The following is a 25,733-nucleotide window of genomic DNA, read 5'->3' on the forward strand; positions in this document are numbered from 1 at the left end:
GAGGAGAGGCGTTGCGGAACGCAGGGAGCGCGGAGGAGATTTCATGTGTCCCTGGTTGACTTTACTGTTTCACAGTGTTAAAATACTGATGTATAAGTCTCCGCCGGGCGACGGAATGGATGCTGTGCCGGTACGAACGGGCATTCCGGCACCTGATCTGCAAATGCCTGCCTCTTCCCGATTAAAGATCGGGGGGGGGAGCCACGCGGAAAACCACAGGGCAAGGGTCTGAGATACCTCTCCGGCGAAGCAGCGAAGTGACGCGTAGACTTATATCGTATAATGGGATTTCTACGGCATATCGTATAGGCTGCTCCGGAATGGAGGCGTACGGAAAGGATGTAGAAGCCGATAAGCCGATAAGGCGAAAAGCAAGGGAGACAGGATGAACAGTAAGTTAAAGACCGGAGAGGTAGAGCATCTCTTCGATGCGATGCTGACGCTGCGGGATAAGGAGGATTATTACAAGTTCTTCGAGGATCTCTGCACGATCAATGAGCTGCTGTCGATGGCGCAGCGCTATGAGGTCGCGAAGATGCTGCGGGAGGGACATACCTACCTTGATATTGCGAAGAGCACCGGCGCCTCGACGGCGACGATTTCCAGAGTGAACCGTTCCCTGAACTATGGGGCGGACGGTTACGATATCGCATTTCAGAGGCTGGGGCTGGAGGATCGCTCCGGGAGGGGAAGAGATTAGGGACAGGGAAGGGCTTCGGGAATATCCCGAAGCCCTTTCAAAAATCCGAACGGCATAGCGCTGCATTCCTTGTCAAAATGGGAATATGCTCCAATATGGCTGCCCTGCGGTTCAGCGCTTCTTTTTCTCCCCGCTCTTTTCCCGAAGCTGATCCGTGATCCTCTCGATCAGCTGTTTTTTCAGATAAATATCATAGGCAAGCTCGGAAATGAAGGCAAAGAGCTGCAGCTCGGAACGCGCTTCCTCGGTAAGACCGGAGAAGGCATCCTGTGCCGGAGAGAAGCTCTCGGAGGCGCGCGCAAACTTTGTCCGGATATCCTCGATCAGGCGATCCCTGGCGTCAGCCTCCAGCGAGAAGACCTCCTCGTAGACTTTCGCGAGAGAGGGGACGGCGTCTGATGCGAAGTACGTGTCATGCAGCGGGCGTAGGATCTCCTCGATGTCGGACAGGCTCAGAATCCCCTTATAGTAGTAGATGAAGAGGAGCATCAGAATATGATTCCGCGAATAGCGCTTCTTCACCGGCGGCGGAAGAAGCTTGTTTTTCGCGTAGTTGTTAATCATGGTTTTTGTCAGCGCCTTGTCAGAGGGACTGCGCTTCATCATCGAAAGCTGCTCCTCCATGAAGCCGGTCACCTGATCCATGTACAGCGCGAGCCCTGGGATCTCGGAAGCAGGGATATACCGGAGCTCTTGCAGATATTCGGTTAGCTCTTCTAAAAGGTTCTTTTCCATAGCACGATTATAGCACAAAAGGATGAGGACGACAAGATGTGGTTTTTAAAACCATGTGGAAAGCGAGGTGTGGGCAAAGCATATTGCAGGCATTGGAATCATCTTGCGTCCATGTTATACTGGCTCCTATGGAAAAGAGAGGTAGAGGAATGGAAAATCTGGAAGCGATGATGAACGAGAGACAGGCGGAGGCGGTGCGGCAGACAGAAGGCCCCCTGCTGGTGCTGGCAGGCGCCGGCTCCGGGAAGACACGGGTACTGACGCACCGTGTGGCATATCTGATCGAAAACCGCGGTGTCGCACCGTGGCATATTCTGGCGATTACCTTCACGAACAAGGCAGCGCAGGAGATGAGGGAGCGCGTGAACCGGCTGATCGGAGCGCGCGCTTCGGAGATCTGGGTATCTACCTTTCACAGCATGTGTGTGCGGATTCTCCGGCGGAATATCGAGGCACTCGGCTACACACGGGATTTCTCTATCTATGATACAGAGGATCAGAAAACGGTAATGAAGCAGATCTTCAAGGATCTGAACATCGATTCGAAGCTGCTTCGGGAGCGGGCGGTGCTCTCTGTGATTTCGACGGCGAAGAACAGCGGGACGGATGCCGCCTCCTTTCAGCGGGAGGCGGGCGGAAGCCTGCAGGAGCGAAGAATTGCGGACTGCTATCTCGAATATGAGAAGCGGCTCCGGCAGAATAATGCGCTGGATTTCGACGATCTGCTGCTCCGGACGCTGGAGCTGCTTCGGAAGCAGGAGGAGGTACGCGCTTACTATCAGGAGCGCTTTCGCTATATTCTCGTGGACGAATATCAGGATACGAACGACGTCCAGTTCGAGCTGGTGCATATCCTTGCGGAGCGGTACCGGAACATCTGCGTCGTCGGGGACGACGACCAGAGCATCTACAGCTTCCGCGGTGCCAATCTCGAGAATATCCTCTCCTTTGAGAAGAGCTACCCGGGGGCGAAGGTCGTGAAGCTGGAGCAGAATTACCGCTCCACGGAGAAGATTCTGGACACGGCGAATGCCGTCATTTCCCACAATTCCGGCAGGAAGGACAAACGGATGTGGACAGACCGTAAGGGCGGTGCGGCAGTGCTGTTTCAGGAGTATGAGACAGCGAACGAGGAGGCGGCGGCAGTGGTCAGAGAGGTACGGGACTGCGGCAGAGCCTACAGCGAGCAGGCGGTGCTCTACCGGACAAATGCACAGTCCCGTCTTCTGGAGGAGCAGTGTGTGAAGTGGAATGTCCCCTACCGCATCATCGGCGGAGTAAACTTCTATCAGCGCAGGGAGATTAAGGATGTGCTCGCCTATATGAAGCTGGTTTCGAATGATGCGGACGATGTCGCCTTCGAGCGGATCATTAATGTCCCGAAGAGGAGTGTCGGCGCGAGCAGCCTCGCGAAGCTCCGGAGTCATGCCGCGCAGCGGCAGAGCATGTCGCAGCCCTTCTCCTTGTTTTCTGCAGCGGAAACAGCGGAGCAGAGCGGACTTTCCGGCAGGGCGCTGAAGTCGGTGCAGCATTTCACGGCGCAGATCCATGAATGGAGGGAGAAGCTGCGGGCGGCAGGGTACCTGCAGGAGGATGCTGCTCCGGGAATGGAGGAGAGCTTCAGCATCCGGGAGCTGATCGAGTCCATCCGGGACGATACCGGCTACGGTATGGAGCTTCGCGCGGAGGGGGTGGTCGAGGCGGAGACGCGGCTCATGAATATCGAGGAGGTCATTTCCAAGGCGGCGGACTATCAGTCATCCGCGGAGCAGCCGAAGCTGTCCGAATTTCTGGAGGAGGTTTCGCTCGTTTCGGATCTGGATCGGGCGGAGGAGGGGACGGATTGTCTTACGCTGATGACGCTTCACGGCGCGAAGGGGCTGGAGTTCCCGAAGGTCTATCTCGTAGGGCTGAGCGACGGGCTCTTCCCGGGCTTTTCCTCGATCAACGAGCCGGAGGAGCTGGAGGAGGAACGTCGGCTCTGCTATGTGGGGATCACGAGGGCAGAGGAGGAGCTGGTGATGAGCTCTGCGCGGAGCCGCATGATGAACGGGGAATACCAGCGCCTTCTGCCGAGCCGTTTCGTGGAGGAAATGCCGGACAGCGTGGTGCGGAAAAAGCTGCTCTATGTTCCGAAGCCCCGGGATGACTATGACGGCTTCTCCGCCTATTCTGGCACCCCGTTTGAGGAGGAGAATGACAGCAGGACAAACTCCTATGGATTCTCCGGCATGGGCTCACTCGGCTATCGGGACAGCGGCAGACAGGGCGGCCCGCACAATGTACAAAGCCGTGCGGGCGGCAGAAAACGCTCCGGTCCGGGGATCCCATCCCTGATGCAGAAGGGAATGGATAGACCGAAGCTGGAGCACCTCGACTATGGCGTGGGAGATCGCGTCTCCCATGTGAAGTTCGGCACGGGAACTGTGACGGAGATCACACAGGACAAGCGGGACTTCATGGTAACGGTTGATTTCGACGGCGCGGGGCGGAAGAAAATGTTTGCAAGCTTCGCGAGGCTTATGAAGCTGTGAGAAACCTCCGGCAGCGATCCCGACTTGACGGAGAGAATGCCGGATGATACGATGAAAAGAAATAGAAGCTGTAAAGGAGGATAGCATGGAGAGGTTTGACGTAAGGAGATTCCGGAATTTCACGGAGGAGGCGCGCGAGCGCGCCGAGGAGCTGGTAAATCGAGCGCGGATCATGGAGTTTCTGGAGAAAAAGAAGGAAGACGAGAAGCTGAAAAGGACGCTGATGCTGGTACTGGCGGCGATCGGTGCGATCGCTGCGGTAGCGGCGGTTTCCTATGCCGTATATCGTTTCGTCAGCCCGGACTACCTCGAGGAATACGAGGATGAGGACGACGTGGTTCCGGAGGCATAGGGCCGATGGCGCTCTGTGAAAATGCGGGGAGGTGCGGCGGCTGCTTCTATCAGGAGATTCCGTATGAGGAGCAGCTGAAGATGAAGGAGACGGAGGTATATGAGCTGCTCCGTCCGGCAATCGAGGGAGATTTCTGCTTCGAGCCGATCATTCCGTCCCCGCTGGAATACGCATATCGCAACAAGATGGAATTTTCCTTCGGCGACCAGCAGAGGGACGGACCGCTGACATTGGGGCTGCATCAGAAAAAGAGCTTTTTCAACATTCTGAATGCGGACGACTGCCGGATCGCGCATCCGGACTTCGGCAAGATTCTGAGGGTGACGAGGGAGTATTTCACACGGCTTGGAATCGGTTATTTTCATAAGAAGAGCCATATCGGCTACCTTCGGCATCTGCTGATCCGGCGTGCGGTGAAGACCGGAGAGATCCTCATAGACCTCGTAAGCTCGACGCAGACCGTAGAGTTCGTGGCAGACGGGCTCTGGGATCGAATCTGCGCCGGAGAGGAAGCGATGCGAAAGGCGGGCAGAGGACTGCGGGAGGAGATGCTGGAGGCGCTGCTGGAGGAGAATATCCTGAAGGGCTACGTGGAGAGGCTGCGTCGTCTGGAAGAGGAAGGAGAGCTTGCAGGGCGGATCGTCGGCATCCTCCATACGAGAAACGATTCTCCGGCGGATGCCATCAGAGACGACGGCACAGAGATTCTTTATGGCGAGGGCTTCTTTTATGAGGAGCTGCTGGGACTCAGGTTCAAGATCAGCCCCTTCTCCTTTTTCCAGACCAATACGCTGGGCGCAGAGAAGCTCTACGACAAGGTACGGGAGTATGCGGGGACAGAGTTTGAGAAAAAACCTGTCATTTACGACCTGTATTCTGGTACCGGGACGATCACGCAGCTGATGAGCGCAGTCGCGGAGCGGGCGATTGGCGTAGAAATCGTCGAGGAGGCAGTTCTCGCGGCGCGCGAGAATGCCGAGAGAAACGGCATTGCGAATTGCTCTTTCCTTGTCGGAGACGTGCTGAAGGTTATTCAGGAGGGAGGACAGCTCCTCCGGGCGGACGGCACAGCGGAGGATGCGCCGCGTCCGGATCTTATCATACTGGATCCGCCGCGGGACGGCATTCATCCGAAGGCGTTGAAGCGGATTCTGGATTACGGAGCGGATACTCTGATTTATATTGCCTGCAAGCCGAAGAGTCTGGCGCGTGACCTCCTCCCGATGCAGGCGGCAGGCTATCGTGTGAAGAAGGTCTGCTGTGTGGATATGTTTCCCCAGACCAATAATGTGGAGGCGGTAGCGCTGCTTTCCCACGAGGCTCCGAACAGCCATATCAATGTAAAAATCGGGTGATAGCACTGCCTTTGATCATACCCTGAATACGCTGCCGCATATCCCCCGGGAAGCCAATGTCAACAATGACGGCTTCGGCACCACCAATCATATACGTTCCGGGCAGTCTGCGGTATCGGAGCAGCAGGAGGGAAAGCTGTGACACAGTTTGATACGCGAAACCTATCCATGATGATGGATCTATATGAAATGACGATGGCGAACGGCTACTTCGCCGAGCAGGGAGCGGAGGATTTCGTCACCTTCGATGTGTTTTACCGCAGGAATCCGGACGGCGGCGGCTTCGCTGTCTTCGCCGGACTGCAGCAGGTATTGGAATATCTGGAAAATCTGCGCTTTACAGAAGAGGACATCGCCTATCTGCGCTCACTGCGGCTCTACCGGGAGGATTTTCTCCGCTGGCTGTCGGGCTTTCGTTTTCGGGGAAATGTGACGGCGCTTCGGGAGGGGATGATCATGTATCCCAACGAGCCGATCCTGACGGTCAATGCGCCGCTGATTGATGCGCAGCTGGTGGAGACGGCGATTCTTACAGAGATAAACCATCAGTCTTTGATCGCCACGAAGGCACAGCGGATCGTGCGCGCGGCAGAGGGGCGCGCTGTATCCGATTTCGGTGCGCGGCGGGCGCACAATGTCGATGCGGCAGTCTACGGGGCGAGAGCTGCCTATATCGGCGGTGTGGACAGTACCGCCACCGTCCTTGCGGGACAGCGCTTCGGCATTCCCCTCAGCGGAACGATGGCGCACAGCTGGGTTATGTACCATGATGAAGAGTATACGGCGTTCCGCCGCTTCGCGGAGCGATATCCGGACAATTCGGTGCTTCTGGTAGACACCTACAATGTGCTGGAATCCGGCGTTCCCAACGCCATCCGGACAGCAAGGGAGGTTCTGCAGCCCATGGGGAAGCGTCTGAAGGGCATCCGTCTGGATTCCGGCGACCTCGCCTATCTCTCGAAGGAGGCACGGCGGATGCTGGATCGGGCGGGGCTTCCCGACTGTAAGATCGTGGCATCCAACAGTCTGGATGAGTTTACGATCCGCTCCATTCTTTCGCAGGGCGGCTGTATCGATGCCTTCGGCGTGGGCGAGCGGCTCATCACGGCGAAGAGCGATCCCGTTTTCGGCGCGGTTTATAAGCTGGTGGCGGTCAATAAGGACAGAGCCAGCCGCCCGGCGATCAAGGTCTCCGAGACCTTCGAGAAGATCACCAATCCGGGACGGAAGCGCCTCTGGCGCGTCTATGATGAAGAGGGCTATTCCGTTGCCGATCTCATCACCCTCGCGGAGGAAACGCCGGATTTCAGCCGGGAATACCCGTATATTGATCCGGAAAAGCCATGGAAGAAGCGCTCCTTCTCGAATCATACGATCCGGGAGCTGCAGGAAACGGTCATGCTGGACGGGAAATGCGTAAAGCCTTCTCCTTCTTTAGAGGAGATCCGCGCCTATGTCAGAGAGCAGCTGGCGCATGAGGTATGGCAGGAGGAGCAGCGCTTTGAGAACCCGCATCGTCATTTCCTCGACATGAGTCCCGCATACTATAAAATGAAGATGGATCTGCTGCGGCAGACGCAGGAAAAGCTGCTCGAGAGGGAGTAGCTTTTTCGGAGAACCTCTATTTCATTTTTTTGCCTATCGGATTTATGATATCATCGCGAACAAACGGAAATCCTGTCAGGAGGGCGCGAAAAAGAATAAGGGGAAGCCATGGATACAGAGAAAAAGCTCAAGGTACTGAAGAAAATCGCGCGGCGTCTGAACGGAGCCGGGGTCACATGGGCGTTGGGCGCGTCGCTGCTGCTGTACCTAAAGGGAATTACCGACCATTTCCATGATATCGATCTGATGGCAGAAGAGGAGGATGCCGCCGCCGCGAAGGAAATACTGCTGTCTATGGGAGAGCTGCAGCCGCCCAATCCAAACGGGAAGTATAAGACGAAGGAGTTTCTGGAGTATATCGTCGACGGCGTAGACGTGGATCTGATGATAGGCTTCGCCATCGTCGAGGGAGAGCGCGTGCATGACTGTTCTCTTCGAAGGGAACAGATCTCGGAGTTCTATTCTCTGGAGGGGGAAATGATCCCGATGCAGTCTCTTCGTTTATGGAACAGCTACTATCAATGGATGGGGCGGAGCGATAAGTGCAGGATGATACGGGAGTATCTCGGCGTTCCGGTGAATGGTGAACCCTCACGTCTGAACAGCTATGAACTGTTACAAATATGATAAAAAGCATAGTTATTCTGACAGATTCTGACTGTACTTTATGAATAAAATAGTGCTATAATGAGCAAATAGATGCCTGTCGGGAGGGAAATTCCGGCGAATTGCGAAGGGCTTGCCTGAGCTGTCACAGTATTTGCGGTGCAATGCCGCAAGGGAGCAGTGGATGAATACCGAGCGGGAAACGATTCTGATAGTAGACGATTCCAGACTGCAGCGGAGTGTGTTCCGGAAGATGCTGCAGCCGAGATTTCGGGTATTGGAGGCGGAGAGCGGGGAAGAGTGCATTCAGATCCTGCGGGAGCGGGGGAATCAGGTGCACGCGGTGCTGCTGGATCTCGTCATGCCGGGGATGGACGGCTTTCAGGTGCTGGAGCAGCGGCGGGAGCTGGACTTCTTCATGAATATCCCGGTCATTATCCTGACCTCCGGGAATTCGAAGGCAATGCAGATCAGAGCCTTCGAGCTGGGCGCGAATGATTTTTTGAACAAGCCCGGAGAGGAAGCGATCGTGCTTTCCAGACTGCAGAATGTACTGGAGTCCGGACGCCGCTTCCGTGCGCTCGTGGAGCAGAGGAACCAGATGCGATACAGGGCGGAGCTGGACGAGATGACGGGGCTGCTCAATAAAATGACGGCGCGGCAGCTCATACAGAAGCACCTGGAGAGCATGCCGGAGGAGAGCGTCGCCCTTTTTATCGTGGATATCGACAATTTCAAGGCGATAAACGACATTCACGGTCATGAGATGGGGGATCATACGATCAGGATCATGGCGAATATCCTCTCCTCCTGCTTCCGGAAGTCCGACATCGTCGGCAGACTCGGCGGCGACGAGTTCTGTGTGCTGATGAAGAACATTCCCTCGAGGCAGGAGGTGCGTCGGAGAGCGGAGAAGCTGCTGCAGATGATCCGGAAGCATGAGAATCAGACGCTGCCGGAGAATATCACGATCAGCATCGGGATCTCCTATTCCTCGCCGGAATGCCGACTGGAGGAGCTTCTCTCCGAGGCGGATCAGGCGTTGTATCTCTCGAAAAAGGCGGGAAAGGACTGCTATACGGAGTATGGCTGCGGCTGCTGTCAGGATGGGAGCATCCAATGCAGGAGCAGGGCGCTGCTGCTTTCGAGAACCCGCTCTGTCATCAGCACTCTGCATTACAGCTGCTCTTCCTATTATAAGCTGAGTGTAGTGGAGACCGTGGCAGAGCTGGAGACACAGCTCCGGGAAGATCCGGAGGGGGTGTCCCGCATTTTTCTGGATGTTTCTGCGGAGGAGGGGGACGGGCTTCAGGTCTGGAGCGCAGTCACCGGCAAGGAATGGGCGAAGCGGCAGCCGCTCGTCGCGATCTGTCGGGAGGGGGATATTCCTCAGCTCCGCACTGCGCTGGATACCGGGCTGATCGCAGATCTCTATTTTGCGCCAGTGAACGACCAGTTCGTGGACCGGAGACTCAGGGGCTATATGAAGGAAAAGGCGCAGCAAGTCATGCTGTGAGCTTTTTTCTGCGGTGCCTTCCTATGGCTCCATTCTTTTCAGAAGTGTCTTCATCGTATCCTCATGCGCCAGTACCATCAGCCGGTCGCTCGCCTGTATGACAGTCTGTGGAGAGGGGATAATGTCGGTGTGATCCTTCTCGGAAACGATACCGATAATATAGGTATTGTAGCGTTCCCTGATACGGGAGCTCAGAATGCTCTTTCCTATCCATTCCCGGAGAGGCGTGATTTCATAGATGGAGTAGCCCGCTTTCAGCCGGACATAGTCGTAGATATGCTCGCTGCTGTATTTCACGGCGGCACGCATCGCAGAATCCTTGTTCGGATGGATGATTTCGTCCGCCCCGTTGTGCAGGAGGAGTTTCTCCAGCATTTCGTCGTCCGTCTCGGTCACGACATAGCGGGCGCCCAGCTCCTTTAAGGTGCTGACGATGATCAGATTGCTCTTGAAGTCGGAGCCGATGCAGACGAAGCACATATCGAAGTTCTGGACGCCGACCTGCTGCAGAGCGGACTTCGAGCAGCAGTCCGCGATCAGTCTTCCGCTCGCGATCTCTGCGAGATCCTCCAGCGCGTCCTCATTCTTGTCCATAATCAGGACTTCATTCTTCATTTCGACGAGATGTCGGCAGAGGTGATGCCCGAAGTCACCGAGCCCGATTAAAAGCATTGATTTCATATACGGAGTTCCTTTCGAAAAGTCAGATAATTTTCCGCGAAGCCGGAAGCTGCGGGAGATGATCGCATCAGCCGATTGTGACCGGCGAAGCGGGGTAGCGGAGCTTCCCGCTCTTCCTGCGTTCCGTGAAGGACATCGCGAAGGTCAGACTGCCCATGCGTCCGAGGTACATCATGACAATGACGACAAGCTTCGAGAAGAGGCAGAGCTCCCGGGTGATACCGGTGGACATCCCGGCGGTGCCGATCGCGGAGAAGACCTCGAAGGAGACGTCCCGAAGCGGGAGCGGCTGCACGCTCAGGATGAGGAAAACACCGAGGAGCGCGAGTGAGAGGTTCAGAAAGACGACAATTCCCGCCTTCCGAACCGCTTCCTCCTCCAGCCGGGTTCGGAAGAGCACACAGTCCCGCTCGTGGAAAAGGTATTCCTTCAAATGCAGCAGGATCACGAGGAGCGTGATCGTCTTGATGCCGCCGGCAGTCGAGCCGGGGCTGCCGCCGATGAACATCAGGAGGATCGTCAGGAAGAGTCCGGCATCGGAGAGCCCGGCAGTATCGACGGAGTTGAAGCCGGCGGTTCGCGGCGTGACCGCGCTGAAAAAGGCGGCGAGGAGCCGGTGCGGAGCCGACATTCCGGCGAAGAGGCGGGCTTCTGTGAAGTAGAAAAGGAACGTCGAGATGAGCAGGAGTCCGAGCGTCGCAGTGAGAACGAGCTTGGTCTGGAAATGATAGCATTCCCAGTGCCAGCGATTGTCCAGGAGATCGTCCCAGACGAGGAAGCCGATGCCGCCGACGAGGATCAGGGTGCTCAGCGTCAGGATTACGAGAGGATCTCCGGAATAGGCGCAGAAGGAGGAGTAGTGCTCTCGGATCCCCATGAGATCGAAGCCAGCATTACAGAAGGCGGAGACAGAATGAAATATGCTGAAGTACAGCCCGCGGCGGAGCCCGAACTGGGGAACGAAGCGGAGAGAGAGGAGCAGAGCGCCCAGCCCCTCGAAGAGCAGAGTGCCGAAGACGATTCGCCGAACCAGACGCACGCTGCCGCGGAGCTGGAGCGTGCTGAGGCTATCCTGCACCAGCGCACGGTAATTCAGCCCGATCTTCTTCCGGAAAAGTGTCATGGCGAAGACGCCGATCGTAATGAAGCCCAGTCCGCCGATCTGCATTTCGGTGAGCAGGACGAGCTGTCCGAAGAGGCTCCAGTGCGACCAGGTGTCATAGGCGACGAGCCCGGTCACACAGCTCGCGGAAACGGAGCAGAGCAGCGCGCCCGAGAAGCAGGTGGATTCGCCGGGGCGTGCCGCGATCGGGAGCATCAGGAGCAGTGCACCCGTGAGGATCATCAGCAGGAAGCTCAGCATGATTTTATGGGTATTGGTCAGATTGATTTTTTTAGACATGAGTAAGGTAACTCCGGAAAGAAATTTTATTCTATTATAGTAGACAACGACGGATTTGTATAGGGCAGGGTGTACAGAGCGCAGGCCCTACACTGCTGCATCGAAGCTTTCGGTATGAGGATTTATACAGGATTCGGGACGGTATTTCTTGAAAAAACACGAAGGATTCCGTATGCTATCCTGAGAGTAAGAACAGGATAGGGGGACTGAGATGAAACAATTTGACTACATTCAGCCAAAGCTCTTCAGTGTGCTGAAGGACTATGACGCACAGCAGTTCACGAAGGATGCCGTTTCCGGTATTATTGTGGCGATCATTGCGCTCCCGCTTTCGATCGCGCTGGCAATCGCCTCCGGCGTGAATCCGGAGCAGGGACTGTATACTGCGATTGTGGCGGGCTTCTTCATTTCGCTTCTCGGCGGCAGCCGGGTGCAGATCGGCGGGCCTACCGCGGCGTTCGTGGTGATTATCTACGGCATCATTGCAGAGTACGGCTTCGATGGGCTGGTGGCGGCGACGCTTCTCGCCGGCATCATCATGGTGCTGATGGGGCTGCTTCGGATCGGCAATCTGATCCGCTTCATCCCGAAGACGATCACCGCCGGCTTCACGCTGGGGATCGCAGTCGGGATCCTCGCGGGGCAGCTGAAGGACTTTTTCGGGCTGCAGATGGGAGCCGTTCCCGCGGCGTTTCCGGAGAAGCTCGCAGCGTATGCGGCAAATTTTCATACCCTTCAGCCTCTGACCCTGCTGGTGGGATTGGCGGCGCTGCTGATCCAGATTTTCTGGCCGAGGGTTTCGCAGAGGATCCCCGGCTCTCTGATCGCGATTTTTCTGACGACCGCGGCGGTACAGCTCTTACATCTGCCGGTGACGACGATCGGGGATCTCTACACGATACAGGCGGGGCTTCCGCCCTTTCATGTGCCGGCGCTCAGCTTCCCACTGGTGCAGAGAATGCTCGCTCCGGCAATGACGATCGCGCTACTCGCCTCGATCGAGTCCCTGCTCTCCGCCGTGGTCTCCGACGGGATGATCGGAGACAGGCACCGCTCCAATGCGGAGCTGGTGGCGCAGGGGATCGGCAATATCTTCTCCGCCCTTTTCGGCGGAATTCCGGCGACGGGGGCGATCGCGAGAACGGCGGCGAATGTGCGGAACGGCGCACGGACGCCGGTTGCCGGCATGGTGCATGCCGTGACACTGCTTCTGATCCTGCTTTTCCTGATGCCCTATGCTTCTCTGATTCCGATGACAACGCTGGCGGCAATTCTGATCATGGTCGCCTATAACATGAGCGGCTGGAGAGGCTTCGTACACATGGTGAGGAAGGCGCCGGGGAGCGATGTGCTGGTGCTGGTGCTGACCTTCCTTTTGACGGTCTTCTTCGATCTCGTCATCGCGATCGAGGTGGGCATGGTGCTCGCCGCTTTTCTCTTCATGAAGCGAATGTCGGATATCGCAGGGGTGCGGGAATGGGCGGCGCCTGCTGCGGAGGGAGAGACGGCGCTCGCCGAGAAAACGGATCTCCGGCGTGTTCCGGAGCATACCATGGTGTATGAGATCGAAGGTCCGATGTTTTTCGGCGCGGCGGTGGACTATCTGGAATTTACCAGCCAGAGAGGCAAGCGCGTCCTGATCCTTCGGATGCGGAATGTACCGGCGATGGATATCAGCGGACTGGAGTCGCTGGAGGAGGTCTATGAGATCTGCCGGAGAGAAAAAATCACGCTGCTGCTCTCTCATGTCAATCCGCAGCCGCGGCAGGTAATGGAGCGTGCGGGCTTCCTTGAGGCGCTCGGCAGGGAGAATCTCTGTGAGAGCATCTCTGCCGCGCTCAGGAGGGCCGCAGGGATTTCCTGAACGAAGCTGCGCCCTGATCTGCGATTCACTTTACCGTCAGGCGGTAGCGCCGCGGAGAGCAGCCGAAGCGTCTCCGGAACAGGCGGTAGAAGTAACTGAAATTATGATAGCCGACATCGAGGCTGATATCGGTGATGGAGAGATCGGTGCTCCGGAGGAGATAGGCGGCACGGGAGAGCCGTTTCTCCTGCAAAAGCTCGGTGAAATTCTTCCCGGTACCCGCCTTGATGCTGCGGCTGAGCTGACAGAGCGGCAGGCGCAGTGTACGGGAGAGCGCGGAGAGTTCTCCGTCCCGGTAGTTCTCCTCGAGGAAGCGGAAGACCGAAAGGAGCAGCTCCTGCTCTGTATGCGCGGTCCCCAGCTCAAGCTTGTCGGTGAAGCGTAGAAGATGGAGGAAGAGCAGTCCCATGGTGGTGGCATCCAGCCTGCGGCGGTTCGGTGTATCGTAGCGGAGCATCCAGATCAGGTTCTCCATCAGATTCTGAACCGGCAGGACATCCGCTACGTGAAAGTGCAGGTAGCCGGCATTCTGTCGCCCTGTGCGGAGACAGTCAATCAGGAAGTCGCGGATCAGAGAGGATTCTCCGCCGATCATGTCCAGAGACTTGTCGAAGAATTCCGGCAGGATAATGAAGTTGACGGCGAGATCCTCCGCTCCGGCAGCGCGGATTTCCTGCGTCGCGCCCGGAGAGAGGAAGAGCAGCTCGCCGCTATGGAGGATGACCTCTGTGCCGTTGATAAAATGCGTGGTTTGCCCTCTGAACATATATACGAGCTCGACATAGTTATGGCTGTGCTTCGGAAAGTCGATGAAGCGGGTATGAGGACGGAGGTCGATGAGCCGCCCCTCCCGGAGCAGCTTTTTGGCGTCGATTACAGTGGAGAGGTCGAGATTGTAGAAGCTCCGGTCTATGCCGCTTCCGTTCAGGATGCGACGCTCCTCCTCTGTGATGGCCTTCAGCGTTTCCAAGAGCTCTCGCTTCACGGCGGTCTCCTTCTCTTCGGATAATCTGCTCATAGTCCTGTCCCTTCGCAAATTCTGTTCTCTTCGGATCCCCGGTATCGGGTACAGGCTTCCACACGCCGCGCTTTTGCCGGAGCAAGAGAAGCGTAATGCAAATCAGGTTAATTTTTTTCACAAATCATGTGCTTTTTTCTTTCTGCATTTTACCATACAATGAACATAAAACAGAGGCTTTTCACAGAAAAAATCGGGAAAGTGCTGATGAAATCGGGGACGCACGCCACATGGCACGTGAGATGGGAATGAATCAGTGTTTTCTTAGCTTTGCAGGCTTGAGAGGGACAGTATGGCAGAGTATTACCTGGCGGTGGACATCGGCGCATCCGGCGGACGGCATATTCTCGCGAGCTATGAGGAGGGACGACTCCGCCTGGAGGAGGTCTATCGCTTCGAGAATGGAATGATCGAGCGGGACGGGCATCTTCTCTGGGACACGGAGCGGCTCTTCGCGGAGCTGCTGCGCGGCATGAAGCGCTGCAGAGAGCTGGGGAAGCTTCCGAAGACGATGGGGATCGATACCTGGGCAGTCGATTACGTGCTGCTGAACGGGAGAGGAGAGCAGCTCGGGAACTGCTGCGGCTATCGGGACAAACGCACCGAGGGGATGGAACGGAAGCTCGCTATGTATATTCCGGAGCGCGAGCTTTACCGGATAAGCGGGATACAGAAGCAGCCCTTCAATACGATCTACCAGCTGCTGGCACATCGGGAGCAGGCGCCGGAGGAGCTGGAAAACGCGGAGAAGCTGCTGCTGATGCCGGATTACCTGAATTACCGGCTGACCGGCATTGCGAGAAGTGAATATACCAATGCGACGACGACGCAGCTCGTCTCACCGGAGACGAGAGACTGGAATCGGGAGCTGCTCGGAGTGCTCCGATTCCGGGAATCGCTCTTTCCGAAGATCATGCCGCCCGGTACGATGCTGGGCGAGCTTCGACCGGAGCTCGCAGCGGAGCTCGGCTATTCGCTTCGGGTTTTGCAGGTTGCGAGCCACGACACGGCATCGGCAGTAATGGCGGTTCCCGCGGCGGAGCGCGACTTCCTCTATCTCAGCTCGGGAACCTGGTCTCTCATCGGGACGGAGCTTCTGGAGCCGTGCATTACAGAGGCGGGACGTCGTGCAAATTTCACGAATGAGGGAGGCTACGGCTATCGCTGCCGTTTCCTGAAAAACATCATGGGACTCTGGATGATACAGTCGATGCGGCGGGAATGGGGGAAGCAGGAGAGCTTCGAGGAGCTCTGCCGCATGGCGGAGGAAGCGCGGGAGTTCCCGTCAAGGGTAGATCCGAACGATGCCGTGTTCCTCTCGCCGAAAAGCATGACAGACGCTGTTCGCGGGCGCTGCGCGGAGACGGGACAGCGAATTCCGGAGACGAAGGGGGAGCTTGCCGCTGTGATCTATCAGAGCCTTGCGGAGAGCTATGCGAGGGCTTCTGCGGAGATAGAGGCGCTCTCCGGGAAGCGCTTTGACAGCATTTATATTGTCGGAGGCGGCTCGAACGCGGTGTATCTCAATGCGCTTACGGCAGAAAAGACAGGGAAAAGGGTCTATGCCGGCCCGGCGGAGGCGACCGCGGTCGGCAATATCCTCGCGCAGCTGCTTTCCGACGGCGTTCTTCCGGATCTTTCGGCAGGGCGGCGCGCGGTACGGGAATCCTTCGAAATCAGAGAATACGATCCTTCTTCTTCAGGGGGCGGGAGGAGAAGGGGCGCAGGCGTGGGAAGAGAAGAAAAGGAGACAGGAAATGAACAGGATGGAACGCTATGAGGATGCGAGAGCACAGTACCGCGCGGCAGGAGCAGACACGGAGCTTGCGATGGAGAAGCTGCGGCATGTTCCGATTTCCCTGCATTGCTGGCAGGGGGACGATGTGAGGGGCTTCGATCAGGACGGCCCGCTGACCGGCGGGATTCAGGCGACCGGAAACTATCTGGGAAGGGCGCGGACGCCGGAGGAGCTGTTTCAGGATCTCGAGAAGGCGCTCAGCCTGATGCCGGGAACGAAGAAGCTCAACGTACACGCGAGCTATGCGATTTTTTCGCCGGGGGAGCATGCGGATCGGGATAGGATAGAGCCGAGACACTTCGCCGAATGGGTCGCATTTGCGAAGAAGCACGGGATGGGACTGGACTTTAATCCGACCTTCTTTTCGCACAGGCGTGTGAAGGACGGGCTGACGCTCTCCAGCCCGGACGAGGAGACGAGACGCTTCTGGGTGGAGCACGGCAGGGCGTGCATCCGCATTGCCTCGTACTTCGCAGAGGAAACAGGGATTCCCTGCGTGATGAATATCTGGACCGGCGACGGCTTCAAGGATATTCCGGCGGACAGGCTGGGACCGCGGCTCCGCTACCGGCAGTCGATCGACGAGATCCTCGCAGAGCCCTATGACTTCGGGAAAGTGAAGCCCTGCGTCGAATCCAAGGTCTTCGGCATCGGGGTCGAGTCCTATACTGCGGGCAGCGGAGAGTTCGCGCTGCTCTATGCAGCGGAGAACAAGCATCGCTGCATCCCTCTGATGGACAACGGGCATTACCATCCGACCGAGCTGGTTTCGGACAAGATTCCGGCATTGCTCAGCTTCTTTCCGGAGATCGCGCTCCATGTGACGCGTCCGGTGCGCTGGGATTCCGATCATGTGGTGCGCTTCGACGACGAGACGCGGGAGATTGCGAAGGAGATCGTGCGCTGCGGCGGGCTGGACGGCAGGGTCGACATCGCGCTGGACTTCTTCGACGCGAGCATCAACCGCATCGCCGCATGGACGATCGGCTTCCGGAATACGGAGAAGGCGCTGCTCTACGCACTGCTCCAGCCGGCTGCGGAACTCAGGGAATTGCAGGAGGAGAGCCGTTTCACGGAGCTCCTCGCACGGCAGGAGGAGCTGAAAACGCTCCCGTTCGGCACGGTATGGGAGTGCTACTGCGAGCGCTGCGGCGCGCCGGCAGACGGAGAATGGTTCACGGAGATCCGGAAATATGAGAAAGAGGTGCTCTCCGGGCGGAGATAAGCGGTATAAGGCATAGAAGAGACTGGGAGGAACAGAATGAGGGTAACGGATGCGGAATTTGTACAGGGCTTCATCAGGCTGTGCAGCGACGGCTATGCGCAGGGCTGGCATGAGAGGAATGGCGGGAACCTGAGCTATCGGATCCGGGAATCTGAGCTTTCGACGCTTCGTCCGCGGCTCCGCACGGACGGAGTATGGCAGTCGATCGGGACAGCGGTTCCGGGGCTTTCCGGAGAGGCATTTCTTGTGAGCGGGAGCGGGAAATTCATGCGAAATGTCGCGCTCGATCCGGAGGCTTGCCTTGCGATTATCGAGCTGGATCCGGCGGGGGAGAACTACCGCCTGCTCTGGGGGCTCCGGGATGGCGGCAAGCCGACCAGCGAGCTGCCGACGCACCTGATGAATCATGAGGTGAAGAAGCGGGCCACGAACGGACGGCACAGAGTGATCTACCATGCGCATACGCCGAATCTGATCGCGCTGACCTTTGTCCTGCCCTTAAAGGATGAGGTATTCACGCGGGAGCTCTGGGAGATGGCGACGGAGTGCCCCGTCGTCTTTCCGGACGGGATCGGGGTCGTCGGCTGGATGGTACCGGGCGGACGGGAAATCGCGGTGGAGACGAGCCGGCTGATGGAGCGGTATGATGCGGTGGTTTGGGCGCATCACGGGCTGTTCTGCTCCGGAGAGAGCTTCGATCTCTGCTTCGGGCTGATGCACACGATCGAGAAGTCCGCGGAGATTCTGGTGAAGGTGCTCTCCGTCCGTTCGGACAGGCTGCAAACGATCCGCCCGCAGGATTTCCGTGCGCTCGCCGCGGACTTCCGGCTTAGCCTGCCGGAGCGCTTCCTCTATGAGAAGGAGAGCAAATGCGCGGAACGGCTGGCATGGAGGGGAAGAGTCAAGGCAGGCTGTATGGCAGAGTACCGGAGACGGCATGCGGAGCTCTGGCCGGAGATGGCGGAGGTGCTATGGGCAGCGGGCATCCGGAACTACAGCATCTTCGCCTCGGGGGAGGAGCTCTTCGGCTATTACGAGTGTGAAAGGGGCGTGGCGTACGCAGAGAAAGTGCAGGCGGAGAGCCCGGTCGTGAAGCGGTGGAATGCATATATGCAGGATATCCTGGAGCTTCGGATGGATCCGGAGACCGGCGCGCAGCCGAAGCTCACGCAGGTATTCCGGCTGGATTAGAAGAAGGGGGCTGACAATATGTTTTTTGAAAACGGGAAAATGAAGGAGCTGCAGATCGCGTATATCGGAGGCGGATCGAGGGGCTGGGCGTGGACCTTCATGACAGATCTTGCGCTGGATCCGCAGCTCTCCGGTACGATCCGGCTCTATGATATCGACGAAAATGCGGCGCGGGCGAATGAGACGATCGGAAATCGGCTGATGTCGCGGCCGGACGCGAAGGGAGGGTGGAAATTTGAGACGAAGGGTTCTCTTCGGGAAGCACTGACAGGCTGCGACTTCGTCGTGATTTCGATTCTGCCGGGAAGCTTCGAGGAGATGGAGTCTGATGTGCATCTGCCGGAGCGGCTGGGGGTCTGGCAGTCGGTGGGAGATACCGCGGGCCCCGGCGGGATGATCCGCGCGCTCCGCACCGTTCCGATGTTTGTGGAGATTGCGGAGGCGGTCAGAAGCTATTCGCCGGAAGCATGGGTCATCAACTATACCAATCCGATGTCGCTCTGTGTGAAGACACTGTATCAGGTCTTCCCGGAGATTAAGGCGTTTGGCTGCTGCCATGAGGTTTTCGGGACGCAGAAGGTATTGAAGGGAATCTATGAGGAGGAGAGCGGGGAGAAAGGGGTCGATTGGCACGACATTCATGTCAATGTGCTGGGGATCAATCATTTCACATGGTTTTCCTCCGCTTCCTATCGGAATGTAGACCTCTTCCCCCTGTACAGGGACTATATCGAGCGGCATTTCGACGAGGGCTATACGGTGGAGGGAGAGAACTGGCTGAACGCCTCCTTCCGCTGCAAAAACAGGGTCAAGATGGATCTTTTCCGGCGCTTCGGTGCGATCGCAGCGGCAGGAGACCGCCACCTCGCCGAGTTCATGCCGGGAGACGAGTATCTGCGGGATCCGGAGACCGTGCAGCGCTGGGGCTTCGGGCTCACCACGGTCGCATGGCGGAAGGAAGATCTCGGGAAGCGGCTCGCGCGGAGCAGAAGGCTCGTCAGCGGGGAGGAGGCGCTCGATCTCGAGCCGACCGGCGAGGAGGGCATCCTCCTGATCAAGGCGCTCTGCGGGCTAGGGAGAGTCGTCAGCAATGTAAACATCCCGAATACCGCACGACAGATCCCGAACCTTCCGGAAAGAGCGCTGGTGGAGACAAACGCCGTATTTGAGCGGGATCATATCCGTCCGATCTATGCCGGGGAAGTACCGGAGGCGATCCGCGCGCTGCTCCTGCCGCATATCGAGAACCATGAGAGAGTGCTGAATGCGGCGCTGCACCCGGACGCAGGATTGCTCCTTGCGGCATTTCGCACGGATCCGCTGCTTCGGGGGAGGAACTGTACGGAAGAGGAGCTTCGCACCCTGCTCCGCGATATGGTGCGGAATACCTCGAAGTATCTCGCACCGGAGTGGTTTGCGGCAATTGCTCGGATCTGATACGCCTGAAGCAGGCAGAGCCGCATCGAAAGGCGTGGTTTCGCGGCGCTGCGGTTCAGACCCGGCGTCACGGGCAAAGCCGCATATTGACAGACGCGATGCTTTAAAGGGGAACGAAGAGGGCAGGATATGGCATATAATGTAAGGGACTTCGGCGCGGCCGGAGACGGCGTGCACAAGGATACGGAGGCGATACAGCGTGCGATCGACCGCTGCCATGCAGCGGGCGGGGGACGGGTGCTTCTCCCGGGCGGCGGGGTCTACCTGAGCGGCTCTCTGCTGCTTCGGGAAAATATAGAGCTGCATCTGGAGAGCGGGGCGGAGCTACGCGGGAGCACGGAGCTTGCCGACTACCGGAGCTTCTCAGAGGATGGGGAGCTGCAGCTGCACAGCGGCGTGCCATCCTATGTAAACAGCGAGTATGACGGCAGACCGAAGCAGTACTTCCTTTATGCGAAGGGCGGGGAAAATATCCGTATTACCGGCTTCGGGACGATCAGCGGTGCAGAGCGGATCTATCATGGAGAGGAAAAGCCCTATCACATCGACGGCGCCTTCTATCCGAGGATTCCGGTGATTCTGACGGAGGCGGTTTCGCAGCTCACCATCCGGGACATCACGATCACCGAGAGCGCGTTCTGGACCGTCCACCTCGTCGGCTGCCGGGACGTGCTGATTGACGGCATCCGGATATTGAACAGCCTGAATATGGCGAACTGCGACGGGATCGATCCGGATCACTGTGAGAATGTCCGCATCGTAAACTGCCATATCGAGTGCGCGGATGACTGCATTGTCCTGAAGAATACCGGCGCATTCTCGGGGTACGGCCCCTGTCGGAACATCCTGATCGCGAACTGTACGCTGGTCTCTACCAGCTCCGCGATCAAGCTCGGCTCGGAGAGCACGGATGATTTTCGGAATGTTCTCATTCAGAACTGTGTGATCAGCCGGAGCAACCGCGGGATCTGCATTCAGCTCCGCGATGGAGGCAATGTGGAAAATGTCTTCATTTCCAACATAAGCATCGAGACCCGCCGCTTCTCGGAGGAATGGTGGGGAAGGGCGGAGGCGGTCTGCATCACCGCGCTGGATCGGAAGGGCGGGGTATGCGCCGGACAGATCCGCGGCGTTCATATCGAGAATGTGAGCTGTACAGGCGAAAACGGCATTTTTATCCATGGCAGCGAGGGACATCTGCTGCGGGACATCTCGCTCCGGAATGTCCGGCTCTGCCTCGAGAAGCGCTCGAAGTGGCAGACGGACAGCTATGACCTGCGTCCCTGCGAGACAGACGGTATTCTCCCATCGAAGCTCTACGGCGTATATCTCAATTATGCGGAGGACATCCGGATGCAGGACGTACGTGTGTATTGCGGTGAGAGCATGCGAGAGGTCTATGGCGGCGCAGTATATCGGGGTGCGCACTGCGGTGAGATTTCCGGAGAGGCGGAGGAGAGGATGGGATAGAGAATGAGGACGGAGGAGAGGATACTGCGGGAAAAGCTCGCGCTCTGTATAGAGAAGCTGCGGGGATTGGGGGATGCGGAGCAGGAGGAGATCGCAGCGCAGGGCGGAGAGGCGGCCGGCTTCTTCCGGCGTGACTTCGGGATACGGGAATGGGACTGGCCGCAGGGGGTCGGGCTCTACGGCATCCTGAAGCTTATGGAGCGGGAGCAGAATGAGGAGTACCGGACGTTTCTGCATGCGTGGTTTACGGACAACATCAGAGAGGGTCTGCCCTCCCGGAACATCAATACCACGATGCCGCTCCTGACGCTGGTTTCCCTGAATGACTACTATCACGACCCTTCGTTCGAGGCGCTCTGTCTCGATTGGGCGGATTGGCTGATGAACTGCCTGCCGCGGACAAAGGAGGGGGGCTTCCAGCATGTCACGAGTGCGAATGGAGACCGGCAGGGGGTGCGCCTGAATGAAAATGAGCTGTGGATTGATACCCTCTTCATGACGGTGCTCTTCCTGAATCGGATGGGGCAGAAGTACCGGAAAAGCGAATGGATTGACGAGGGCATCCATCAGATGCTTCTGCATATCAAGTATCTCTATGATACGAGATGCCGCCTTTTCTACCACGGCTGGAGCTTCCGCGGATACCACAATTTCGGCGGCATCTTCTGGTGCCGCGGGAACAGCTGGTTTACACTGGGGCTTCCGGACTATCTCGAGATGTTCCGGGGCAGCTTGAATCCGGGAGTGAAGGCGATTCTGCTCGACACTTACCGGGCGCAGGTCGGCGCGCTGCGGGAGCTGCAGGCAGAGAGCGGACTATGGCATACCGTACTGACGGACGAGAGCAGCTATGAGGAATGCTCCGGCTCTGCGGCGGTCGCGGCAGGAATGCTGAAGGGCATCCGGATGGGATTCCTTGACGATTCCTATCTCGAGAGCGCGGAGCGCGCCGTCGAGGGCATCCTCCGGAATATCGATGCGGACGGCACGGTGCGGAAGGTATCTGCCGGCACCGGCATGGGGAACGACAGTGCGCATTATAAGAACATCCTGATCGCGCCCATGGCGTACGGGCAGTCGCTTGCGATTCTGGCGTTGGAGGAGGCGCTGGAGATTCGGTGAATAAACCTGCATGCGGAAGGCTTCGGCGTCACCAACGCTATAAGTTCGGCATGCCGCTCTGCTGCTTTGCCTTATATCCCACCGGGAAACCGGTGGGATTTTTCTGTATAAGTCCCTGTCAAGCGGCAGAATGGACGTCATGCTTGCGTGAGCGGACATTCCGGCATCCTCTGCGATGTGATTTATCATAAGGGTTTCGGGTTTCGCTTGTTTTTTTGGGAAGAATGATATAATATTAAATACATAATATAGTTTTCAAAACTATATTATGTATTTAATAAAACCGTATAAGGAAAGGAGCAAAATATGTGGAAGACCATCGAAACGCATATAAAGGATCCGGGAAGCGCGATCACCCATTTTATCGGCTTGCTTCTGGCAGTCGCCGCGGCGGTTCCGCTTCTGTATCTGGCGGCGCGGGCGCCGGGACGTATCTACCTGATTTCCCTCGCGATTTACGCGGGAAGCATGATCCTTCTCTACCTCGCAAGCACGCTCTATCATTCTCTGAACCGTTCGAAGCGTGTCAATACGGCGCTCAAGAAGTTTGATCACATGATGATCGCCGTGCTGATCGCCGGGAGCTATACGCCGATCTGCCTGCTCGTACTCCGGGGTAAACTTGGGTTTCTGCTGCTCGGTGTCATCTGGGGGCTCGCCCTGCTCGGCATTCTCATCAAAGCGTTCTGGGTTTACTGTCCGCGCTGGGTTTCCTCTCTGCTCTATATCGGGATGGGCTGGGCATGCGTACTCGCTTTCTCTCCGCTTCGGCATGCGCTTCGTCCGGATGAGTTCGGCTGGCTGCTTGCGGGCGGGATCATCTATACCGCGGGCGGAGTGATCTATGCGCTGAAATGTCCGATTTTCAACAGCAGGCATCGCTACTTTGGTTCCCATGAGATCTTTCACCTCTTCGTGATGGGCGGGAGCGCCTGCCATTTTATCTTGATGTACTCTCTGCTTCCGTTTTCCCGCTGAGCGCCTGCGCAGTTCTTTATACTTGCTGCTCTGTTCAGATAGCAGACTGTCCGCCCTTATAAGTATGGAGATCGTCCTGTCGCAGGACAGGGGGGACTCGTACAGTAAAAGACCGGCAAGTGCAGCTTGCCAAATAGAGCCGTTCGGGGTAAAATGACGGGGAATCTGCCGGAGGAGTAGCGTGCATTGACTGCTTCGGGAAAAGCGTCTGGATAGAAGGAGGACGGCGGGACGACAGATGGCAAGGCTGGAAATCGAGGACTATAACGAGCTGGAGGAGAAACGGCGGCCGGAGGCGGGCAGGTCTGCAAAAAATGATATGAAAACAGGCGGAGCGCCGGATCCTGCGGCATCCATCGGCTTGGAGAGAGAGGAAGCTGCAGAAAACGACATAGAACCGGAGGAAGAACCGGATTTCGCCTCTTCGCCGCCTTTGGAGGTGGAGTCGCCTGTGAAGGGGGAAATGCTGTCGGACGGGGAGGCGGCGCTGCAGGAGAGGCTCGCGGCGGAGCTTCAAAGGAAGCGGGAGAGAAGGAGCCGGAGACCCATGCAGCGGAATCTCCGGCTCGGGCTCGCCGCAGCGGTGCTGCTCTGCCTGCTGCTGTTCGCGGGACTTTCGCTTCGCGCCGGGAAGCTGCGCCGTCTCACGCAGGACGGACGGCAGACCGCCTCTGCAAGCGTCGTGAATGAGACGGAAAGCGAAGAGAGTATGGAGAGCGGCCCCTCTGAGGAGGAGCTTCGCGTACAGGAGGCAATCGCCTCCTATACGAATCTCGGGATCGTACAGTGCAGCTCCTATATCAACCTCCGCTCCGCCCCGGATCAGAGGGATCTCAGCAATATCAGAGGGATGCTCAGGAACGGCGCGGCGGTAGAGATCCTCGAAGAGAATGTCGAGGGCGCTGCGGGCTGGATGTATGTGCGCTCCGGCGGGATGGAGGGCTATGTCGCCGGCAGCTATCTCCTCCGGGGAGAGGAGGCGGCCGCGGCGGTTCCCGGGCTCATCCGGCTGCGTGCGACTGTACTCGCGGATAAGCTCCGGCTTCGGAGCGCTCCGGAGCTTACAGACGGCAATACCATCGGCTCCGCCGCGAAGGGAGAGCGCTATGAGGTGCTCGAGCAGGTCGGTACGGACTGGGTGAGGGTCAGGACGGACAATCTCGATTCCGCGGAGGATGCCTATATGTCCGCGCTCCCGGAGAATACACGGCTTTCCTACGGACTGGACGAGGCGCGATCTCTGGATCTTCGGCGGAAGGTGCTGAACAGCTATGACAGGCTCGGCGTATCCAAGGCAGCGGACTATGTCAACATCAGGAAGACGAAGGACACGAGCGGCATCGGCAATATCATCGGCAAGTTTCCGGGCTACGCGGCGGCGAATATACTCGGAGAGGAGGACGGCTGGTATCGGATCAGCTCCGGCAAGGTCACGGGCTATGTGAAGGCGGACTTCATCGCTACAGGGAAGGAGGCGGAGCAGCTCGCCGTGAATCATGCGAGCGTGATGGCAATCGTGAACACCGATGCGCTGAACGTGCGGGCGGAGCCGACAACGGACTCTGCGGCATGGACCAGGATCGTCAGAGATCAGCGCTACAATGTCATAAACCAGCTCGACGGCTGGGTGCAGCTCGATCTCGATACGGGCGACGATGAGGACAGTGAGCAGGGGGCGTATGTTTCGACCAGAGACCGGAATGTCACGGTCATGTACGCGCTGCAGGAGGCGATCGAGTACTATCCGGCAGTGGAGGCAGCGAACGCAGCGATGGCACGCCGGAATGAAATCGTAAATTTTGCCTGTCAGTTCGTCGGGAACCCCTATGTATGGGGCGGCACTTCTCTCACGAAGGGTGCGGACTGCTCCGGCTTCGTGCTGTCGGTGCTCCGTCATTTCAATATCAGCGTACCGCGGACTTCCCGGGCGCAGGCGGGTTCCGGCAGGAAGGTCACGAGTGAGACGATGAAGCCGGGGGATCTGGTATTCTATGCCAACCGCTCCGGCAGGATCAATCATGTCGGGATCTATATCGGGAACGGGCAGGTCGTTAACGCCGCCTCCCGTCGTTCCGGCATCAAAATCGCGCGCTGGAATTATAGAACGCCGGTAGCCATTCGGAATGTCATCGACTAAAGGGAGG

Annotated in this window: 20 protein-coding genes and 1 pseudogene; 17 read left to right on the top strand and 4 right to left on the bottom strand. The window is 57.7% G+C overall.

What is annotated here, in order from left to right:
* Positions 1–385: 385 nt before the first annotated feature.
* Positions 386–700: a YerC/YecD family TrpR-related protein gene (locus HW273_RS05870; protein ID WP_179010889.1), complete on the top strand. Its 315-nt coding sequence runs from the start codon at positions 386–388 to the stop codon at positions 698–700.
* Positions 701–811: 111 nt separating this feature from the next.
* Here HW273_RS05870 and HW273_RS05875 read toward each other — a convergent pair whose 3' ends face one another.
* Positions 812–1,435: a DUF1836 domain-containing protein gene (locus tag HW273_RS05875; protein WP_179010890.1), complete on the bottom strand. Its 624-nt coding sequence runs from the start codon at positions 1,433–1,435 to the stop codon at positions 812–814.
* Positions 1,436–1,584: 149 nt separating this feature from the next.
* Between HW273_RS05875 and HW273_RS05880 the strand changes: the two genes are divergently transcribed.
* The 6 genes from HW273_RS05880 to HW273_RS05905 all read left to right on the top strand — a co-directional run bounded on the left by HW273_RS05880 (position 1,585) and on the right by HW273_RS05905 (position 9,403).
* A complete protein-coding gene (locus HW273_RS05880) occupies positions 1,585–3,969 on the top strand; it encodes an ATP-dependent helicase (RefSeq protein ID WP_179010891.1) in 2,385 nt (794 codons plus the stop codon).
* Between the two features lie 85 nt (positions 3,970–4,054).
* Positions 4,055–4,321: a DUF4366 domain-containing protein gene (locus tag HW273_RS05885; protein ID WP_179010892.1), complete on the top strand. Its 267-nt coding sequence runs from the start codon at positions 4,055–4,057 to the stop codon at positions 4,319–4,321.
* A gap of 5 nt (positions 4,322–4,326) precedes the next feature.
* Complete coding sequence (locus HW273_RS05890) at positions 4,327–5,676, top strand: class I SAM-dependent RNA methyltransferase (RefSeq protein ID WP_179010893.1); 1,350 nt, start codon at positions 4,327–4,329, stop codon at positions 5,674–5,676.
* Between the two features lie 138 nt (positions 5,677–5,814).
* The gene (locus tag HW273_RS05895) at positions 5,815–7,281 is read left to right on the top strand and encodes a nicotinate phosphoribosyltransferase (protein WP_179010894.1); all 1,467 of its coding nucleotides are present in this window, start codon (positions 5,815–5,817) and stop codon (positions 7,279–7,281) included.
* A gap of 108 nt (positions 7,282–7,389) precedes the next feature.
* The gene (locus HW273_RS05900) at positions 7,390–7,908 is read left to right on the top strand and encodes a hypothetical protein (RefSeq protein ID WP_179010895.1); all 519 of its coding nucleotides are present in this window, start codon (positions 7,390–7,392) and stop codon (positions 7,906–7,908) included.
* Positions 7,909–8,071: 163 nt separating this feature from the next.
* A complete protein-coding gene (locus tag HW273_RS05905; RefSeq protein ID WP_179010896.1) occupies positions 8,072–9,403 on the top strand; it encodes a GGDEF domain-containing response regulator in 1,332 nt (443 codons plus the stop codon).
* 21 nt (positions 9,404–9,424) lie between these two features.
* Here HW273_RS05905 and HW273_RS05910 read toward each other — a convergent pair whose 3' ends face one another.
* On the bottom strand, positions 9,425–10,084 hold the full coding sequence (locus tag HW273_RS05910) for a potassium channel family protein (RefSeq protein WP_179010897.1): 660 nt from the start codon (positions 10,082–10,084) through the stop codon (positions 9,425–9,427).
* A 67-nt stretch (positions 10,085–10,151) separates the two neighbouring features.
* Positions 10,152–11,486, bottom strand: a complete 1,335-nt coding sequence (locus tag HW273_RS05915; RefSeq protein WP_179010898.1) for a TrkH family potassium uptake protein — start codon at positions 11,484–11,486, stop codon at positions 10,152–10,154.
* 211 nt (positions 11,487–11,697) lie between these two features.
* Between HW273_RS05915 and HW273_RS05920 the strand changes: the two genes are divergently transcribed.
* On the top strand, positions 11,698–13,350 hold the full coding sequence (locus tag HW273_RS05920) for a SulP family inorganic anion transporter (protein ID WP_179010899.1): 1,653 nt from the start codon (positions 11,698–11,700) through the stop codon (positions 13,348–13,350).
* Between the two features lie 25 nt (positions 13,351–13,375).
* On the opposite strand, the gene HW273_RS05925 is transcribed toward HW273_RS05920, so the two are convergent.
* Entirely contained in the window at positions 13,376–14,335 is a 960-nt protein-coding gene (locus HW273_RS05925; RefSeq protein ID WP_179012456.1) for a helix-turn-helix domain-containing protein, read from the bottom strand.
* Positions 14,336–14,660: 325 nt separating this feature from the next.
* On the opposite strand from HW273_RS05925, the gene HW273_RS05930 reads away from it, so the two are divergent.
* The 9 genes and pseudogenes from HW273_RS05930 to HW273_RS05965 all read left to right on the top strand — a co-directional run bounded on the left by HW273_RS05930 (position 14,661) and on the right by HW273_RS05965 (position 25,726).
* A complete protein-coding gene (locus tag HW273_RS05930; RefSeq protein WP_179010900.1) occupies positions 14,661–16,148 on the top strand; it encodes a rhamnulokinase in 1,488 nt (495 codons plus the stop codon).
* Positions 16,135–17,391 (top strand): L-rhamnose isomerase, encoded by a 1,257-nt coding sequence (locus HW273_RS05935; protein WP_179012457.1) that lies wholly within the window; start codon positions 16,135–16,137, stop codon positions 17,389–17,391. The genes HW273_RS05930 and HW273_RS05935 overlap by 14 nt, the downstream gene beginning before the upstream one ends.
* A 36-nt stretch (positions 17,392–17,427) precedes the next feature.
* Positions 17,428–18,252, top strand: a pseudogene (gene rhaD / locus HW273_RS05940) (rhamnulose-1-phosphate aldolase); the annotation flags it as partial.
* Between the two features lie 21 nt (positions 18,253–18,273).
* Entirely contained in the window at positions 18,274–18,582 is a 309-nt protein-coding gene (locus HW273_RS11795) for an L-rhamnose mutarotase (RefSeq protein ID WP_279287609.1), read from the top strand.
* 18 nt (positions 18,583–18,600) lie between these two features.
* A complete protein-coding gene (locus HW273_RS05945; protein WP_179010902.1) occupies positions 18,601–20,019 on the top strand; it encodes a family 4 glycosyl hydrolase in 1,419 nt (472 codons plus the stop codon).
* Positions 20,020–20,148: 129 nt separating this feature from the next.
* Positions 20,149–21,489 (top strand): glycoside hydrolase family 28 protein, encoded by a 1,341-nt coding sequence (locus HW273_RS05950; protein ID WP_179010903.1) that lies wholly within the window; start codon positions 20,149–20,151, stop codon positions 21,487–21,489.
* 3 nt (positions 21,490–21,492) lie between these two features.
* Entirely contained in the window at positions 21,493–22,611 is a 1,119-nt protein-coding gene (locus HW273_RS05955) for a glycoside hydrolase family 88/105 protein (protein ID WP_179010904.1), read from the top strand.
* Positions 22,612–22,917: 306 nt separating this feature from the next.
* Positions 22,918–23,589 carry a PAQR family membrane homeostasis protein TrhA gene (gene trhA / locus HW273_RS05960; protein WP_179010905.1) on the top strand — a complete coding sequence of 224 codons (672 nt, stop codon included), beginning with the start codon at positions 22,918–22,920 and terminating at the stop codon, positions 23,587–23,589.
* A 238-nt stretch (positions 23,590–23,827) separates the two neighbouring features.
* A complete protein-coding gene (locus HW273_RS05965) occupies positions 23,828–25,726 on the top strand; it encodes a C40 family peptidase (protein ID WP_243206754.1) in 1,899 nt (632 codons plus the stop codon).
* Positions 25,727–25,733 lie beyond the last annotated feature (7 nt).

Source organism: Oribacterium sp. oral taxon 102 (genome assembly GCF_013394775.1).
Classification (GTDB): Bacteria; Bacillota; Clostridia; order Lachnospirales; family Lachnospiraceae; genus Oribacterium.